Source organism: uncultured Sunxiuqinia sp., from assembly GCF_963974515.1.
GTDB lineage: Bacteria > Bacteroidota > Bacteroidia > Bacteroidales > Prolixibacteraceae > Sunxiuqinia.
The window spans coordinates 1-15864 of record NZ_CAXBDD010000007.1 but is presented as its reverse complement, the minus strand read 5'-3'; the positions used below and the strand labels follow the sequence as shown (position 1 = coordinate 15864).

Below are 15864 nucleotides of genomic sequence, written 5' to 3'. Positions count from 1 at the left end.
ATATGAAACGAGCAGACTCATTCAAAATGCAAAAGAAGATGATTAAAGTGCGCGTTCCATATGATACCCTGGAAAGCAAACAATTTAATCCTATGAAACCAATTTTCACAAGACTCAAATTCCTGATTTTGCTGGCCTTGTTTCCAGGCAGCATGGTTTTCGGTCAGCAACTGCTGGACCTGGAGAGGGCTCTGGGGATCGCCTCGCAAAACAGCCCGGATATTCGACGATCGTTGCTTAACCTGGAACGTTCGCAGGAATCACTCAATGCCCAAAAAGCTGCCTTGAAATCGCAGTTCTCGCTGAGCTTAAATCCGGTTGAGTACAGCCGCACCCGTTCGTTTGACGATTATTATTCAAGCTGGTATACCAACGAGTCGCTAGGAACATCGGGTACTTTTACCGTTGCGCAGCCTATTTTGGTGACCGATGGTACCCTTTCGCTGGTGAATCGCTTTGGCTGGCAAAAGAGCACCAGCGATATCAACAATATCGAAGACCGCTCCTTCACCAACAACCTGTACGTGAGCCTCAGTCAGCCGCTGTTTACCTACAACCGGTTGCGCTTGCAGTTGAAGGAGTTACAGCTTGATCTGGAAAACTCGAACCTGAGTTATGCCATGCAGCGACTCAACCTGGAGCGACTGGTGACGCAATATTTCTACAATGTGTATATGGCCCAAATGAGTTTGACCATTGCTGAAGATGAATTGGCCAATACAGAGAAAAGCTATGAGATCACCAAAAACAAGGTTGATGCTGGCTTGGCTGCCCGGGAAGAACTCTACCAGGCCGAGCTCAACTACGCGACTGCCAAGTCGAATGTGCAAAATCAACAGGTGAGTCTGGAAAATTTTAAAGACCAGTTCAAACAATATATTGGCATGGACATTTTTGAGGAAATTGCTGTGATGACCAGCGTGGATGTGAATCCGGTGGATGTTGATCTGCAAAAGGCCATCGAATATGGTTTGGGCTCACGGATGGAGCTACGTCAGCGCGAGATCGATATTGAAACGTCGCAGTTTGATTTGGTCAGAACCAATGCCTTGAACGAATTCGAGGGAAACATGAACCTCTCTGTGGGAATTATCGGCGACAACCGGAAGTTGGGCGACATCTATGAAAACCCAACCAACAATCCACGGGTTTCGTTGTCGTTCAACGTTCCGTTATTTGACTGGGGTGAAAAGAAATCACGAATCAAAGCGCAGGAAGCCGTGATTAAAACTCAGGAACTGAGTTTTGAACAGGAGAAGGTTCAGATCATCATGGATATTCGTCAGGTGTATCGGTCGCTTCAAAATATCCGTAACCAGATTGATATTGCTGAGCAGAATGAACGAAATGCGCAGCTCACCTACGAAATAAACCTTGAACGTTATGCCAACGGCGACCTGACCAGCATGGACCTGAACTTGTTCCAAACACAGCTTTCGGAAAAGAAAATGTCCTACGCTCAGGCGTTGATCGATTACAAGGTTGAATTGCTTAACCTGAAGATTCAAACGCTGTATGACTTTGAGCAGGGAAAAGGAATTGTTCCCGAAGAATTAATCAAGAATAATGAAAACTAAAAAGCCATCCTTTTAAAAACGCAATCCCATGAAGATCAATTTGTATCATTCCGTTATTTTATTCGCGCTACTGGGTTTGGCAGCGTGCAACAACCAAAGCGCCGACTCGGAAGCTGAAATCGCCATTCCCGTTTCTGTTGAGGATTTAAAACCCGGGTTTATTGAACAAACCATTAATACAACCGGAACTGTGACCGCCACTAAGGAAGCAACTTTGATGACTGAAATGGCTGGCAGATATTCGCTGGGTACCAACCCACGCACCGGAAAACCATTTATGCTGGGCGACCACGTGGCCAAGGGACAAGTGATTGTTGAGTTGGAAGACGAGGAGTATGTCAACAATCTGGGGATGGAAGCCAAAGAATTGAACCTTAGGATTTCGGAGCAAAACTATACCAAGCAAAAGTCGTTGTTCGATAAGGGTGGGGTAACCCAAAGCGAGTTGAGCAATGCTGAAGTGTCGGCTGTGAATGCCCGGGACAGTTATGAACTGGCCAAGATTCAGCTTGAAAAAATGAAAGTACGCGCCCCCTTCAACGGGGTGATTACCAAATTGCCTTACTATACGCAAGGCACCAGGGTTGCCAATGGAACCGAAGTGGTCAGCCTGATGAGCTACGAAAAACTGCAGTTGGAAGTTAATTTGCCTGAGAAATACATTAACCAACTGGAACAAGGTCAGCAAGTTCGTGTAATGAATTATACGCTGCCTGAAGATACGCTACAAGGCGAGGTGAAAGAGCTTTCTCCGGCGATCAGTACCGAAACCCGCACCTTTGCCGGGAAGCTGAGTATTGACAATGACGATCTGAAGTTGCGTCCGGGGATGTTTGTGCAGGCCGAGATCATCCTGGACCGGAAGGACAGCGTGATCGTTATACCAAAGGACGTGATCATTTCCAATCAACGAGGTAAATCCGTATTCATCGTTGAGCAGGGAACAGCCGAGCAAAAGCAGGTCACCCTGGGATATGAAAATCAGGATCGTGTGGAGATTACTTCCGGACTGAAAGCCAACGACCGGCTGGTGGTGAAAGGGTTCGAGACCTTGCGTAGCCGTTCGAAAGTAAAAATCATCAAATAGAAAGGAAACACCGTGAAGAAGTTAAGCGAATTTTCGGTCAAATACCCGGTTACCATTTTGATGCTGGTGCTTGGTGTGGTTCTGTTGGGCTACATCTCGTATGACAAGCTGGGCGTTGACCTTTTCCCGGACCTGAACAGCCCGCGCCTGTTTATCGAACTGGAGTCGGGCGAAAGACCGCCGGAAGAGATGGAAAGCCAGTTTGTAGAGAACCTCGAAGCCTTGGCCATCCGGCAGTCTGATGTGGTGGAAGTGTCGTCGGTTTCGAAGGTGGGAAGCGCCCAGATTACTGTGGAGTACGCCTGGAACAAGAATATGGATGACGCTTTTCTGGATTTGCAGAAGGCGGTGACTTCCTTCTCTCAAAACCAAGATATCGATGCCATCAATATCACCCAGCACGACCCCAACTCGTCGCCGGTCATGCTGGTGGGGCTCAGCCACCCGACAATTGATAACATGAATGATTTGCGGAAGGTGGCCGACAATTATATCCGCAACGAACTCATTCGCCTCGAAGGGGTGGCCGAAGTGGAAGTCTCGGGTGCCGAAGATATTGAGGTGTTGATCGAAACCAGTGACTACCTGCTCGATGCTTTTGGACTGACAATGGATGAAATCAGTAGTCGCATCGCGAGTTTCAACCAAAGCATTTCGGGTGGAAGCATTGAAGAAATGGGATTACGCTATGTGGTCAAGGGGGTCAGCCTGCTGACGGATATTGAAGATTTCGAAAATGTAATTGTGGGTTACAAACAGGTTGCAGTCGACAACGAAGCAGCGGCATTTGCTCCCATCTTTTTACGCGAAGTGGCCAAGGTTAGCTTTCAAAATAAGGAGCCCGACAATATTGTCCGGCTCAACGGAAAGCGTTGCCTGGGCCTCTCCATTTATAAGGAAACCAAGTTTAACACCGTAAAAGCGGTTGAGGAAATTAACGAAGGTCTTAAAAACATTCAAAAAGCCCTGCCCGGTTACGAATTGCAACTGGTCACCAACCAGGGAAGTTTTATCAGCGATGCAATTAACGAAGTGGAAGAATCGGCCTTGTTTGGGATTGTGCTGGCCATCTTCGTGCTGTTTCTTTTCCTGCGTCGGGTTGGCAGCACTTTAATCATCAGCATTGCCATTCCCATTTCCATTATTGCAACTTTTAACCTCATGTACTTCAATGGGCTTAGCCTGAATATTATGACTTTGGGAGGGTTGGCGCTGGGCGCCGGTATGCTGGTTGACAATGCCATTGTGGTGATGGAAAACATTTTTCGAAACCACGAGTCAGGCATGTCTGTTCGCGAGGCAGCCATTGAAGGAACGGCCCAGGTGGGTGGAGCCATCACGGCTTCCACGATTACCACGATCATCGTGTTTTTGCCCATCGTTTATCTGCATGGCGCTTCGGGCGAACTCTTCAAGGACCAGGCCTGGACGGTGGCTTTCTCGCTGGTTTCATCACTGGCAGTAGCCATTCTGGTTATTCCCATGTTGTTCGACCTGTTCTACAGAAATAAGAAAAAGAAAGTCCGGTCACGTTCAGTTCAGGTGAAAGGCTACGGACGTTTCCTTGCGAAAATATTGAAATTGAAGTGGACGATTATTGTGCTGGCCACCATTCTTGTAGGTGGATCGGCTTTGTTGCTTCCCTTCATAGGGACCGAGTTTATGCCAAAAACGGAAACCCGCGAGTTTAGCATGGACATCCGGATGCAGGAAGGAACGAGGCTGGCGCGAACCGCTGCCGCTGTTGAAAGCATGGAAGCCATTGTGACGGAATTGCTTGGCGAGAACCTGGAGACGGTCTTCAGTCATGTGGGGCCATCAAGCGGAATAGGTGGGGCGGCAACCGACATTTTTGAAGGTGAGAATACGGCCACGATCAAACTGATTTTGAGTACCGAAAGTCGACTGGCTTCCACCGATGCGATCCGTAAGATCAGTCAGGCGGTGGGTGAGATTCCAGGCATGGAAATCAGCTATCAGCAGGATGAAACAGCACTGAAAAGCATCATGGGAACGGACGAAGCTCCTTTGGTTATTGAAGTTCAGGGTGAAGACCTGGAGGTGATCGAAACGCTTGCCGCCGAAGTGAAAAGCCGGGTAGAGGGTTTGCCGGGCATGTACAACTTTGAATCATCCTTGGAAGAAGGGTCGCCTGAAGTGGAGATTTTGGTTGATCGCCTGCGTGCCGGGATGTACAACCTGAGTGTGACCAATATTATTTCCCAGATACAGGATCAACTGGTTGGTCAGGATGCCGGGCAGGTGAAACGTGAAGGCGAAATGCAGGACATCACCATAAAGGTGCCCGACAAAGGGTTGTCGCAGTTGGATGAACTAATGATTTCGAGTGCCGATCAGGATTTTATGGTGAACGAACTTGCCGAAATTCGGATTGGACAATCGCCTAAAGAAGTTTACCGGCGTAACCAAAACCGTATAGGTAAAATTACCGGGCAACTCGAAAAAGATATGCCCCTCGACCGGGCAGTTAAAGACATTCAGGAAGCCATTGCGCCAGTGAATATCCCACCTGATTACCAGATCAACATCAGCGGCGAAGAAGCCAAGCGAAAAGAGTCGATGGCCAGTTTAAGCTTCGCGCTGCTTCTGTCAATCGTATTGGTGTATATGGTATTGGCCTCTCAGTTTGAGTCGCTGTTGCATCCATTCACCATTTTGCTTACCATTCCGCTGGCGGTGGTTGGTTCCATTCTGGTGTTCTTTGTGCTGGGCAAAACGCTCAACATCATGGCATACATTGGGATCATCATGCTGGTGGGTATCGCGGTAAACGACTCCATCATCTTTGTTGACCGAATTCTACAGCTTAGAAATGACGGCATGGAACGTCTGGAAGCAATTTTGCAGGCCGGACAGCAACGGATTCGGCCGATCATCATGACGAGTTTAACCACGATTCTGGCGTTGTTTCCGCTTACGCTAGGACTTGGCGAAAGCGCTTCACTGCGTTCACCCATGGCGCTGGCTGTTATCGGTGGGCTGGTGACTTCAACCTTGTTGACCTTGGTTGTTATTCCGTGCATGTACGAAGCCATTGAAGGCATTAAAGACCGGATCAAAAATCATAATTGACGTTTGCTCATTTGCCATTTACAATTTGTAAATGGCAAACAGCGAAATAGGAAATAGACCAATGAAATTTATAATCGATAGAAAGACTCTGATCAGCATGTTGTTTATTGGATTGACCCTGCTGGGGTACGTGTCCTATAAGCAACTGGGCGTGGAGCTATTGCCCAACGCAGAGCTCCCGTTCTTGTTTGTTCAGGCTGTTTCAACCCAGGAAGCTGATCCGGAGTACCTCGAAAATCAGGTGGTTGTTCCCATTGAAGGCGCTGTGGGAACGCTCGAAGGCATTGAGTCGCTGGAGTCGAACATCACATCCCGCATGGGAACCGTTGTTGTTTACTATCAGAAAGGGGTTGATTTCAGTTTCGCCTACCTCAAACTTCAGGAGAAAATCAATGAGATCCAAGGTGACCTGCCCGAAGGAATTCAGGTGAGCGTGAACCGGGTGGACCTGTCGCAAATGAGCAGCCAGTTTATGGAGTTGCAGGCGCGTGGAAGCGGGGGTGTGGATCGGATTCGGAACATTGCGGACGAAGACATTGCACCTGCCTTGGAAAACCTGGATGGCATTGCTGGTGTAAACGTATTCGGCGGGCAGGAAAAATCCATCGAGGTGATTCTGAACATGGAGGCCTGCGAAGCCTACAACATTACGCCGGGGCAGGTGCGCTCGCTGCTTTCGCAAAACTCGCAGTCGCGTACCTATGTGGGCGCATTGAAGGAAAAGGAAAAGCACTACTTTGTGCATGTCACCGCAGAGTATAGCAAGGTGAGTGACCTGGAAAACCTGGTCGTTGCCGAAGGCCCAATCTTGTTGAAAGATATTGCCAACGTCCGTTTTGGCGTGAAAGAAGAAACCAGCTACAGCCGCGTGAATGGTCAGGATGCCGTGACCATTCGCCTGATCAATGATTCGCAGGCCAACCAAATTGAGCTGTCGCATAAAACACAGGAGCTGGTAGCACAGCTGAATGAGAAACTGGCACGCAAAGATGTTGAATTGTTTATTCAGGACAATTCCGCCGAAACCATGGAGGAAAACATTGATCAGATCATCAACCTGGCTTTGGTCGGAGGCCTGATGGCCGTTTTCGTACTTTGGATGTTTTTGAAAAATATTCGCATTGTTGCGTTTATCGCCTTGGCCATTCCGGTGTCGGTGTTTACCGCTTTCAACCTGTTTTATGCCTACGATATTACCCTAAACAGTCTGACACTTGTAGGTATGGCGCTGGCCATCGGGATGTTGCTTGACAACAGTGTGGTGGTGCTCGAAAATATTTACCGGCTGGCCGGCAAAGGGATGGATCCGGACGCAGCCGTCACCCAAGGGACAACCGAGGTGTGGCGGTCGATTGTGGCGGCCACGCTGACCACCATCACCGTGTTTTTGCCCTTTGTTTTCTCGACCAATTTCATGATCGAGATGTTGGGAAAAAACGTCGGGGTTTCCATCATTTCAACGCTGGTCGTTTCCTTGGTGGTGGCGCTGCTTTTTGTACCCATGGCCATTCATTTTATTTTGAAGCGCAAAAGCGGAAAGGCCATTTCATTTGAGAAAGTGACGACCAACAACCGGATGGTGCAGGTGTATCTGTTGTTGCTCAAATCGTGTATGCGTAATCCTGCGGGGACGATTATCGGTGCGGTAGTCATCTTTTTTATCACGGTATTTGGAAGTTTGGCCATTAGTGTGAGTTCTTTGCAGGAAGTGGAAGAAGACCAGATCCACTTGTATGTGACCATGCCGTCGGGTTCAAGCCTTGAAACGACCGATGAAACAGTGACTAAAATCGAAGAAAAGCTGGCCGACCTGAAGGAAAAGCAGGATGTGATCAGTACCATCGAGGAAGAAGAGGCCGTAGTAACCGTAAAATTGTTGGAAGATTTTGAGAAGATTGACGGACGTAGCTTTGCCGAGATTAAATCAACGGTGGGCGAACTGACCAAAAATATTGGTTCGGCCGAAATCTCATTCGAACAAAGTAGCTCCGGCGGCGGAGGTGGCGGCTTTGGCGGCGGACGCAACATGATGGGGAACTTTCAGCGGCTGTTGGGCATCGGCAGCAACGAGGAGAAAGTGGTGCTGAAGGGACAGGATTTTGAGATGATGCAAACCGTGGCGGAAGATATTGAGTACTTTCTGGATGAATTGGACTTTATTGACCGCGTCAGGCTCAACGTGTCCGACAACCGTCCGGAGGTGCATATGTTGTTTGATCCTTTGTTGATGACCGAGTATAACATCAGCATGAACCAAGTGACCAGTGAGCTGAACTCCTTTTCCGGAGAAATATCAACGGGTGTGCAATTTAATCAGGGACTTGACGAATACGAAATTATTATCAAGCAGGGTGAGGAAGATCCGCTGGAAGAAGAGCCTCCCCGAACCATGGATGATTTGAAGGTGCTGCAGGTTAGCGATGCTGCGGGCGGCTTACACGACCTGCAGAAGTTTACCCAGTTGGTTTATGCCCGGGGCCTGGCTGGCATTAACCGGGTGAACCAGGAAAAGCAAATTGAAATTACCTACAGCCTCATTGGTGAAGCGCAGCAGTCGAAGGACCTGCTGGAATCTTACCGCTTCGAGATTGATGAACTGGTAGCTTCGTATAACTTCCCGGCGGGAGTAGCTGCCGAGGTTATTCATGAAGAGGATGATTTGGGCGAATTCAAATTCCTGATTCTCGCAGCCATTATCCTGATTTTTATGATTTTGGCATCAGTGTTTGAATCGTTCGCTACACCTTTTGTCTTGTTGTTTTCCATTCCGCTGGCTGCCATCGGATCGTTGCTGGCACTCATTCTGACGGGTAACAGTCTGTTTAATGCCAACACGATGATTGGCTTCCTGATCTTGCTGGGCGTGGTGGTCAACAACGGCATTATTCTGATCGACTACAGCAATATCCTGCGAAAACAGGGCTTCAGACGGCCGCGTGCTTTAATGACTGCTGGCTTGTCGCGTGTGAGGCCCATCTTGATTACGACCATCACCACCATTGTCGCGATGGTGCCGTTGGCCATGGGACAAGCCGAGTACGTGAGTGTGATTGGGGCTCCGTTTGCCATCATCGTCATTGGCGGGCTGGCTTTAAGTACGGTGTTGACTCTCATCTTTATTCCGACCTTTTATTCGGGATTGGAAAGTGCACTGGAGTGGTTCAACCAACTTGACTGGAAACTAAAAACCTTCCAGATACTGGCAATGGCCGGAACCTTGACCATGATCTACATGGAAGTGGACGATCTGACCTGGCAATTGCTCGATACTGTTTTGGCCGTGGTGCTGATTCCGGGAATCACCTGGTTTGTTTTGAATAGTCTGAAAAAGGCAGGAACCCGCCTAATTGCTCCCGATGAAGGGATTCACATTGTCATTCAAAACCTGGTAAAAATTTACGATCGTCCGGGGCGTTTTGCAAGGGAATGGAAAGGCGGATTGAATATCAGGCGGCGGGCAGGAATGGAAAAGGAATTCCGTTCAATCCGTGAGTTTGACCAACTGATCTGGCAATTGCCTTTGCTGGGATTCATGATCTATTTTACCTTTTTCTTTCTGGGATCGGTATTCTGGATCAGTTTCATGCTGGTTATGGTTTACCTGTACCTCAACCAGATTTGGACCCCGGTGGCCATTTACCTGGATCATCGGTACGAGGAAAGCCAGAAAGGCATTTTTAAGGCGATTAAGAAATACGTAAAACGACTGTTATTCTGGCTGCTGCCTTTGGTGGAACTGTTTATTCTTTGGAAGAAAACCGACTTTATTGGGTTCGTCATTGCTTTTGCCGTTTTGTGGTATCTGGCTTTGATGATTTCGGTAACCGCCAAACGGCTGTACGATGAAAAGGTCAACATCGACCGGATTACGGGCCGTTTTGGGAACCTGCGAAGAACGACCCTGCGACTGGTGAAACAAATTCCGGTTATCGGAAAACGTCGGGTGCCCTTTAAAGCCCTGGATGGCGTTTCGCTCGAAATTGGTACCGGCATGTTTGGTTTGCTTGGGCCCAATGGAGCTGGTAAATCAACCATGATGCGGATTATCTGCGGAATTTTTGAGCAGAGCTACGGCAAGGTGTGGATCAATGGCATCGACACGCAGGAAAAACGCGAAGAGCTGCAGGGCTTGATTGGTTACCTGCCACAGGAGTTTGGCACCTATGAAAATATGCCCTCTCAGGAGTTCCTGGATTACCAGGCGATCCTGAAAGGGCTGACGGATGCCAAAGAACGGAAAGAACGGATTGAATATGTTCTGAAGTCGGTGCACATGTGGGAAAAACGCAACGATAAGATTGGCTCTTTCTCGGGTGGAATGAAACAGCGCATTGGTATAGCGCAGATTCTGCTTCATCTACCCAAAATATTGGTGGTGGATGAACCGACAGCCGGCTTAGACCCTCGCGAACGAATTCGGTTCCGAAACTTGCTGGTGGAGCTCAGCCGTAACCGGATCGTCATTTTTTCGACCCACATCATCGAAGATATTTCGAGCTCGTGTAACCAGGTGGCCGTCATCAACCGGGGGCGGGTGAAATACCACGGCACACCGATCGACATGGTGAACCTGGCTGACAACCTGGTGTGGCAGTACGATGTCCCGGCATCTCAGTTCGATAGAATGCCGAATAAGCACATGGTGACCCACCACATGCGGGTGGGCGAGAACATTCGCGTGCGCATGCTAAGTCATGAAAAACCGGCTGACGAAGCCATCATGGCCAAGCCGGTGCTGGAAGATGCTTACTTGTGCTTAATTAAAGATTTGAAATAGAAGGGCGATATTATTGCCTGAATTTAAGAGGAGTCATTCCGAACTTGTTTCGGAATCTGTTTCAGAGTGATGAGATCCTGAAACAAGTCCAGGATGACTTGATCTATTAACACCATTCATTGAGAGAAATATGAACACACTCAAACTGAAAAATACACTGCACCTGGTGGGAAAAATGATCCAGTACAATTTTCGGATCATCTTTGGCGGCCGATTTATCTGGTTTTTGCTGGCAGCTTTTGCCTTTTATGCCTTTGTGGCTATCATGGCCGTGTGGAATGGAGAGCTGCCCGACGAAGAGTTTGTGTATGACACCCTGCTTTTTCCGGCCATCCTGCTGATCTTCTACCCAATGACCTTCGGAATTCAAAACGATCTGGATTCGGGTATTCTGGAGATTCTGTTTGGGATTCCCGACTACCGGTACAAAGTGTGGTTGGTGCGACTGGTGTTGGTGTTTGTGTTGGTATTTTTGTTGCTGATTGGCTTTGCTGGTATAAGCTACGTCTTTCTTACTCCGGTCAATCTCTTTGAGATGACACGACAGCTCATGTTTCCGGTATTCTTTTTGGGTGGCATGGCTTTTATGTTTTCAACGGTCATCAAAAACGGAAACGGAACAGCAGTGGTCATGGTTATACTGGGCGTTTTTCTGCTCATTATTAGTGAAGCTGTTGAACGAACCATGTGGAATATTTTCATGAATCCGTTCAATCCGCCCCGCAACATGAACGAGGTGATTTGGGAAGGGATCGCCTTGAAAAACCGGGTGTTTCTTGTGGCCGGCACGCTGGTGTTTATCCTTTACGGCTTGTTCAACCTGCAAAAACGGGAGCGGTTTATTTAGTGGCGAAGCTCTTGGCTTTTTTGCTTGAAAGACCTTGCGGTCATTCAAAACCTGACGTCCTGCAGTGAAGAATCCTTGTCAAATACCCTTTTTGCAAAGGGGCAGAGTGGCAGGATCTTAATTCCCGTCTGACGGGCATACGTTACCGCTTCCATCACCAGTTGTTTTCCGAAACCTTTGCCTCCAAATCGGTCGTCAACTCCCGTGTGATCAATGATTATCCGCGATTCACCCGCCCAGGTATAGGTCATTTCTCCAGCTGGCTCGCCATCTTCGAAGATTGTGAAGCGCCCCTTTTGCCCCTCGTTTTCTCGTGTGATTTTGGCCATCGGCTACTATTTTTCAATGCTTAAAGCTCCCGAAGGACATTGGGTGACCTGGTCAATCAATGCTTGTGTGCTTGCGTTTTCAATTTGAATCCACGGTCTTTCTCCCGGTTTGTACACCTGGGGCAATGTTTTCACACATATACCGGAATGGATGCAGCGGTCAGGTTTCCATAAGATGGTGATTTCTCCGTTACTGTAAGCTTTCGTTTTCATTGGCTTGACTTTTCGTGATGTGGTTATTAATCGAACGTCATTGGGCAGATGCCTTACAATAAAAGCGCACAACCTAACAAATTGTTCGCGCGGGCTGAAAGAATTGAAAAGTGAAGGAGTGATCTTTTGACAATCGCTCACCAAGCCCTTTGCAAGGCATAAGTCAAAAGCGAGGCGCGGTTTATCCAGCTGCAAGCCTCAATCAAGAAGTTTTCAGTCTCAGTCGCCTTTTGTCATCTTGCATCCAGTATCTTACAACTCGTTGACAGATCCTGTCCAGCGGTTGCCGGACCGGAAGGCTCACCAAGCGGGCGATAGCAAGTTCCAAATTCCAACAGCCGGCGATAAATGACTATCAAATGACAAAATGACCAATCCCCAATTATCCAATACTCTCCTGTCCCAGGTGTTTTTTGATTTGTTGTTCAATCTCCAGTGTGAGTTCTTTCAAATCCCGGCCGGCCGGATCGATGGGAGGTAAAACGGTGTAGGTTAGCCGTGTCCCAAAAGTCATTGGATAGTACCCATTTTTCATCACCTGGCTATTGCCATCAATAACAAAAGGAATAATTAACGATGAGGGAGCGGCACGCAACAAGGTGGCAATTCCGGCAGGTTGAAAATGGCCCACCTGTCCCGTCTTGCTACGCGTTCCTTCGGGAAAAATGCTGGCACTGTAGTTTTCTTTTTCGATGTGTTTTCCCAGTTTGGTAATTTCCACAATTGATTGCCTGCCATTTTTGCGGTCAATCAAGGCCGAGCCGCCATGGCGGAGGTTATACGAAATGCTGGGGATGCCCTTGCCCAGTTCTTTCTTCGACACAAACTTGGGATGATGTTTCCGAAAACCCCAAACGATGGGTGGAATATCCAGCGTATTTTGATGATTGGATACGATAATAAAAGGGCGTCCTTCAGGAAGCAGTTCAAAACCCCGGAAACGAATCCGGCAGCCCATAATGGTCAGACTGTAAACCAAAAAGAAGTTGAGCACATCAACCGACTTTTTCCGCAGGTGGTAACCACCTAACCGCCGGCAAATCATTTGGGTGGGGTGAAACACCAGCAGCAACAAGCCAAAAACCAGCCAGAAGATCGGTGTCAGCAAATATCCAAGCACGTTTTTCATCGCAAAATAAATTGATTTTGATGCCACAAAAGAACAAAAAATATGGGAAAGATACATCTGCTTGCAGGCATACTTCTGGATAAGCCACGAATGCAGGAATGAGAATGATTTAAAAACCGTCTAACTGTACGAACCAGCGCAATCGCGGCGTCATTGCGAACTTGTTTCAGAATCTGCCAGCGGCTTGCACCACCCCGGGTGTCGGAGTCTCTTCTCTTTTCCCCCGAGATCAGCGATAAAGCACAAGTACCTGATGCCCCTTGTCTAAGGCGTTGATGGATAATGGGGAAGAATGTATTGAAAGTATAATACCCATCATAAAAAAAATCTCATCGGTATTAAAAATGTATCTAATAGCTGTTAAAGTTTAAAGAAGTACGGATGAAACCGTTAATAAACGTTTGGGGTTGTCAATCTTTTTTCTTTCAGCACGCCATTTACTAACAATAATAAAAAATATTTTTTCTAAATTTAACAGTTGCTTATCAGAATATTGGGTGAAAATCCCAAAAATAAACGAGATCAATGATTATCAAAGCCAGATCCAATAAAATGAGAAAGCGAATTACAGTTTTATTTGTCGCAATAGCAGTGGCTTGCATGGCGACCATACACTTACAGGCTCAGGAGGCAACTGCTACGCGGGCCGTTTCGGGTACCGTAACCGACGACTCGGGCGAGCCCCTGGTTGGTGCTACGGTTACTATAAAGGGAACAACCACAGGCGTATTATCGGATAGTGATGGAACGTATTCAATCGATGTTCCCGAAAATGCAATTCTGCGTTTCCAATATTTGGGTTTTGTCGATCAGGACATTACGGTCGATAGCCAACAGGTGAACTGTGTCATGGTGGAAGATGAGTTTACGAAGGGGCTTCAGCCTGCGCAAGCCATTAAGCTGACAAGCAAACAGCGCGAGAAAGCGGAGGCTGATAATCGTGTTGCCTTTCAATTCTTTCGGGAAGTGGCTAAGCAGGAGGGAGAGAACGTGCTCTTCTCCCCATTCAGCCTGAATATGATTCTTGGAATGCTCTACAACGGTGCGTCGGGCGATACCCGCGACGAAATGATTCAAGCACTCGGGCTGGCAGATTTTTCCGACGCCGAAATCAATGAATATTACCAAAAGATAGCCGAGGCTTTGTTAAGGGTTGACCCGACGACAGCGCTTGCTGTAGCCAATTCGATTTGGTATCGGGATAGCTTTTCGGCAAAGAGCGATTTTGTAGAAATCGGGAAGGAATATTTTGAAGCGGAGGTGCAGGCGCTTGATTTTGGTAATTCCAATGCCGCCGGCACGATCAACCGTTGGGTGGCCGATCAAACCAATAATCGGATCAAGCAAATCGTTGGCGCCTCCATCCCCGATGATCTGATGATGTACTTGGTCAATGCCGTCTATTTCAAAAGCAAATGGCAGCAGGATGTCAAGTTTGATCAGGAGGATACAAAACCGGACACGTTTACCAAAACCAATGATCAAAAGAAAAAGGTGAATATGATGGAGCAGACCTCGTTCCTGGCTTATTACACCGATGAGCACTTGCAGCTGGTTGAATTGGATTATGGAAACCGGGCGTTCAGCATGGTCGCGGTTCTGCCGTCGAAAGACAAGCATATCAATCAACTAATTGACTATCTGGATAACGAAAAATGGGGAAATGCCTTGAACCAGATGAAGCGGCAGAAAGTCTGGTTGAAATTGCCACGCTTCAAAATCGAAAACGATTTTTTGCTCGATGAACCCACAAGAAAATCAGGCATGGGAAAAATCTTTACCGGAGGCTTCAACAAGATCTCCGATGATGATTTGTTTGTTTCCAACATCAGGCAAAAAACCTTTGTTGAAGTGAACGAAGAAGGAACCGAGGCGGCTGCCGCAACATCTGTAGTCATGATCGGATTTGGCCGCCAGACAGAGCCCGTTGAGCCGGTACGTTTCTTTGGCAATCGCCCGTTTTTGTACCTGATTCGGGAAAAAAGCACCGGAGCCATCCTGTTTATGGGCCGCGTGGATGATCCGCTAACCGTCAACGAAATCTGACTAAATTTGTAAACCCGATAGAATGAGAAAAAAAACTTTGATGATTGCCGTGCTGATTATTTCGACGATTGTATTGTCGACCGGAATCTATTTTAAATTCGTTAAAACCTATCTTAAGGAAATTCAACTCAATGCGGTCAATGATCAGGGAGAGTCACCACCGCGAAATCTTACTTTGAGCGAAAACATCAATTTTCTTGAAGCGCTTGACCAAACAATTTCTTCCCAAGGAATTGAGAATAAAGAAAATGTCGCTGCCTTGAGCAAGTTGAAGAAGATCAATTTGATAGCGACTGCAAGCACGATTGTATCGATCTTATTCCTGCTTTGGGCGATTATGGGGTTAGCAAAGTCGAAAAGGCGAATAGGAAGGGAATTATAAAGTGTGATTTGAAAAACATTCGTCAAAAAAAAGTTCCCGATTTGGGAATATCAAACTATCTTTGTTCTCAATTTAAGAACTATGAAGCGAATATTGGCAAAAAGTACATTGAGAGAGTTTTGGGCAAAATATCCTGATTCGGAACAATATTTAAAAACATGGTACGATACTGCAATGAATTCAGATTGGCTAACGCCCAATGATGTCAGGCAAAGTTATGCCAATGCGAGTATTTTAAAAGACGGCAGGATTGTTTTTAACATCAAAGGCAATTCATATGGATTGGTTATAAAATTCAACCTTGAATATCAGCTGGCATTTGTTCGATTCATCGGTACTCATTCTGAATACGATAAAATTGACGCGAATACGATTTAATAATTA

Annotated in this window: 11 protein-coding genes; 8 read left to right on the top strand and 3 right to left on the bottom strand. The window is 47.2% G+C overall.

The features are described 5' to 3' along the window. Nucleotides 1–2: 2 nt before the first annotated feature. The 5 genes from AAC033_RS03420 (at nt 3) to AAC033_RS03400 (ending at nt 11381) form a co-directional block, all read left to right on the top strand. Nucleotides 3–1577 carry a TolC family protein gene (locus AAC033_RS03420; RefSeq protein ID WP_339735408.1) on the top strand — a complete coding sequence of 525 codons (1575 nt, stop codon included), beginning with the start codon at nt 3–5 and terminating at the stop codon, nt 1575–1577. Between the two features lie 28 nt (nt 1578–1605). Continuing rightward, nucleotides 1606–2664 carry an efflux RND transporter periplasmic adaptor subunit gene (locus tag AAC033_RS03415; protein ID WP_339735406.1) on the top strand — a complete coding sequence of 353 codons (1059 nt, stop codon included), beginning with the start codon at nt 1606–1608 and terminating at the stop codon, nt 2662–2664. 12 nt (nt 2665–2676) lie between these two features. Beyond that, nucleotides 2677–5757, top strand: coding sequence for an efflux RND transporter permease subunit (locus tag AAC033_RS03410; protein ID WP_339735405.1), 3081 nt, complete (start codon nt 2677–2679; stop codon nt 5755–5757). A gap of 61 nt (nt 5758–5818) precedes the next feature. Continuing rightward, on the top strand, nt 5819–10534 hold the full coding sequence (locus AAC033_RS03405; protein WP_339735403.1) for an efflux RND transporter permease subunit: 4716 nt from the start codon (nt 5819–5821) through the stop codon (nt 10532–10534). A 130-nt stretch (nt 10535–10664) separates the two neighbouring features. Continuing rightward, a complete protein-coding gene (locus AAC033_RS03400) occupies nt 10665–11381 on the top strand; it encodes a hypothetical protein (protein ID WP_339735402.1) in 717 nt (238 codons plus the stop codon). A 44-nt stretch (nt 11382–11425) separates the two neighbouring features. Here AAC033_RS03400 and AAC033_RS03395 read toward each other — a convergent pair whose 3' ends face one another. The 3 genes from AAC033_RS03395 to AAC033_RS03385 all read right to left on the bottom strand — a co-directional run bounded on the left by AAC033_RS03395 (nt 11426) and on the right by AAC033_RS03385 (nt 13052). Beyond that, complete coding sequence (locus AAC033_RS03395; RefSeq protein WP_339735400.1) at nt 11426–11710, bottom strand: GNAT family N-acetyltransferase; 285 nt, start codon at nt 11708–11710, stop codon at nt 11426–11428. A gap of 6 nt (nt 11711–11716) precedes the next feature. Continuing rightward, nucleotides 11717–11923, bottom strand: a complete 207-nt coding sequence (locus AAC033_RS03390) for a (4Fe-4S)-binding protein (RefSeq protein WP_339735398.1) — start codon at nt 11921–11923, stop codon at nt 11717–11719. A gap of 382 nt (nt 11924–12305) precedes the next feature. Then, nucleotides 12306–13052: a lysophospholipid acyltransferase family protein gene (locus AAC033_RS03385; protein WP_339735395.1), complete on the bottom strand. Its 747-nt coding sequence runs from the start codon at nt 13050–13052 to the stop codon at nt 12306–12308. Between the two features lie 552 nt (nt 13053–13604). On the opposite strand from AAC033_RS03385, the gene AAC033_RS03380 reads away from it, so the two are divergent. The 3 genes from AAC033_RS03380 to AAC033_RS03370 all read left to right on the top strand — a co-directional run bounded on the left by AAC033_RS03380 (nt 13605) and on the right by AAC033_RS03370 (nt 15858). After that, entirely contained in the window at nt 13605–15098 is a 1494-nt protein-coding gene (locus tag AAC033_RS03380) for a serpin family protein (RefSeq protein WP_339735393.1), read from the top strand. Between the two features lie 22 nt (nt 15099–15120). Beyond that, on the top strand, nt 15121–15480 hold the full coding sequence (locus tag AAC033_RS03375; RefSeq protein WP_339735391.1) for a hypothetical protein: 360 nt from the start codon (nt 15121–15123) through the stop codon (nt 15478–15480). Between the two features lie 81 nt (nt 15481–15561). After that, nucleotides 15562–15858, top strand: a complete 297-nt coding sequence (locus tag AAC033_RS03370) for a type II toxin-antitoxin system HigB family toxin (RefSeq protein ID WP_339735389.1) — start codon at nt 15562–15564, stop codon at nt 15856–15858. Nucleotides 15859–15864 lie beyond the last annotated feature (6 nt).

Bases quoted from the DNA above. Each gene is read 5' to 3' on its own strand.
- AAC033_RS03400 (WP_339735402.1), top strand. From the start codon at position 10,665: ATGAACACACTCAAACTGAAAAATACACTGCACCTGGTGGGAAAAATG.
- AAC033_RS03390 (WP_339735398.1), bottom strand. From the start codon at position 11,923: ATGAAAACGAAAGCTTACAGTAACGGAGAAATCACCATCTTATGGAAA.
- AAC033_RS03385 (WP_339735395.1), bottom strand. From the start codon at position 13,052: ATGAAAAACGTGCTTGGATATTTGCTGACACCGATCTTCTGGCTGGTT.
- AAC033_RS03380 (WP_339735393.1), top strand. From the start codon at position 13,605: ATGAGAAAGCGAATTACAGTTTTATTTGTCGCAATAGCAGTGGCTTGC.
- AAC033_RS03415 (WP_339735406.1), top strand. From the start codon at position 1,606: ATGAAGATCAATTTGTATCATTCCGTTATTTTATTCGCGCTACTGGGT.
- AAC033_RS03370 (WP_339735389.1), top strand. From the start codon at position 15,562: ATGAAGCGAATATTGGCAAAAAGTACATTGAGAGAGTTTTGGGCAAAA.
- AAC033_RS03375 (WP_339735391.1), top strand. From the start codon at position 15,121: ATGAGAAAAAAAACTTTGATGATTGCCGTGCTGATTATTTCGACGATT.
- AAC033_RS03395 (WP_339735400.1), bottom strand. From the start codon at position 11,710: ATGGCCAAAATCACACGAGAAAACGAGGGGCAAAAGGGGCGCTTCACA.
- AAC033_RS03405 (WP_339735403.1), top strand. From the start codon at position 5,819: ATGAAATTTATAATCGATAGAAAGACTCTGATCAGCATGTTGTTTATT.
- AAC033_RS03420 (WP_339735408.1), top strand. From the start codon at position 3: ATGAAACGAGCAGACTCATTCAAAATGCAAAAGAAGATGATTAAAGTG.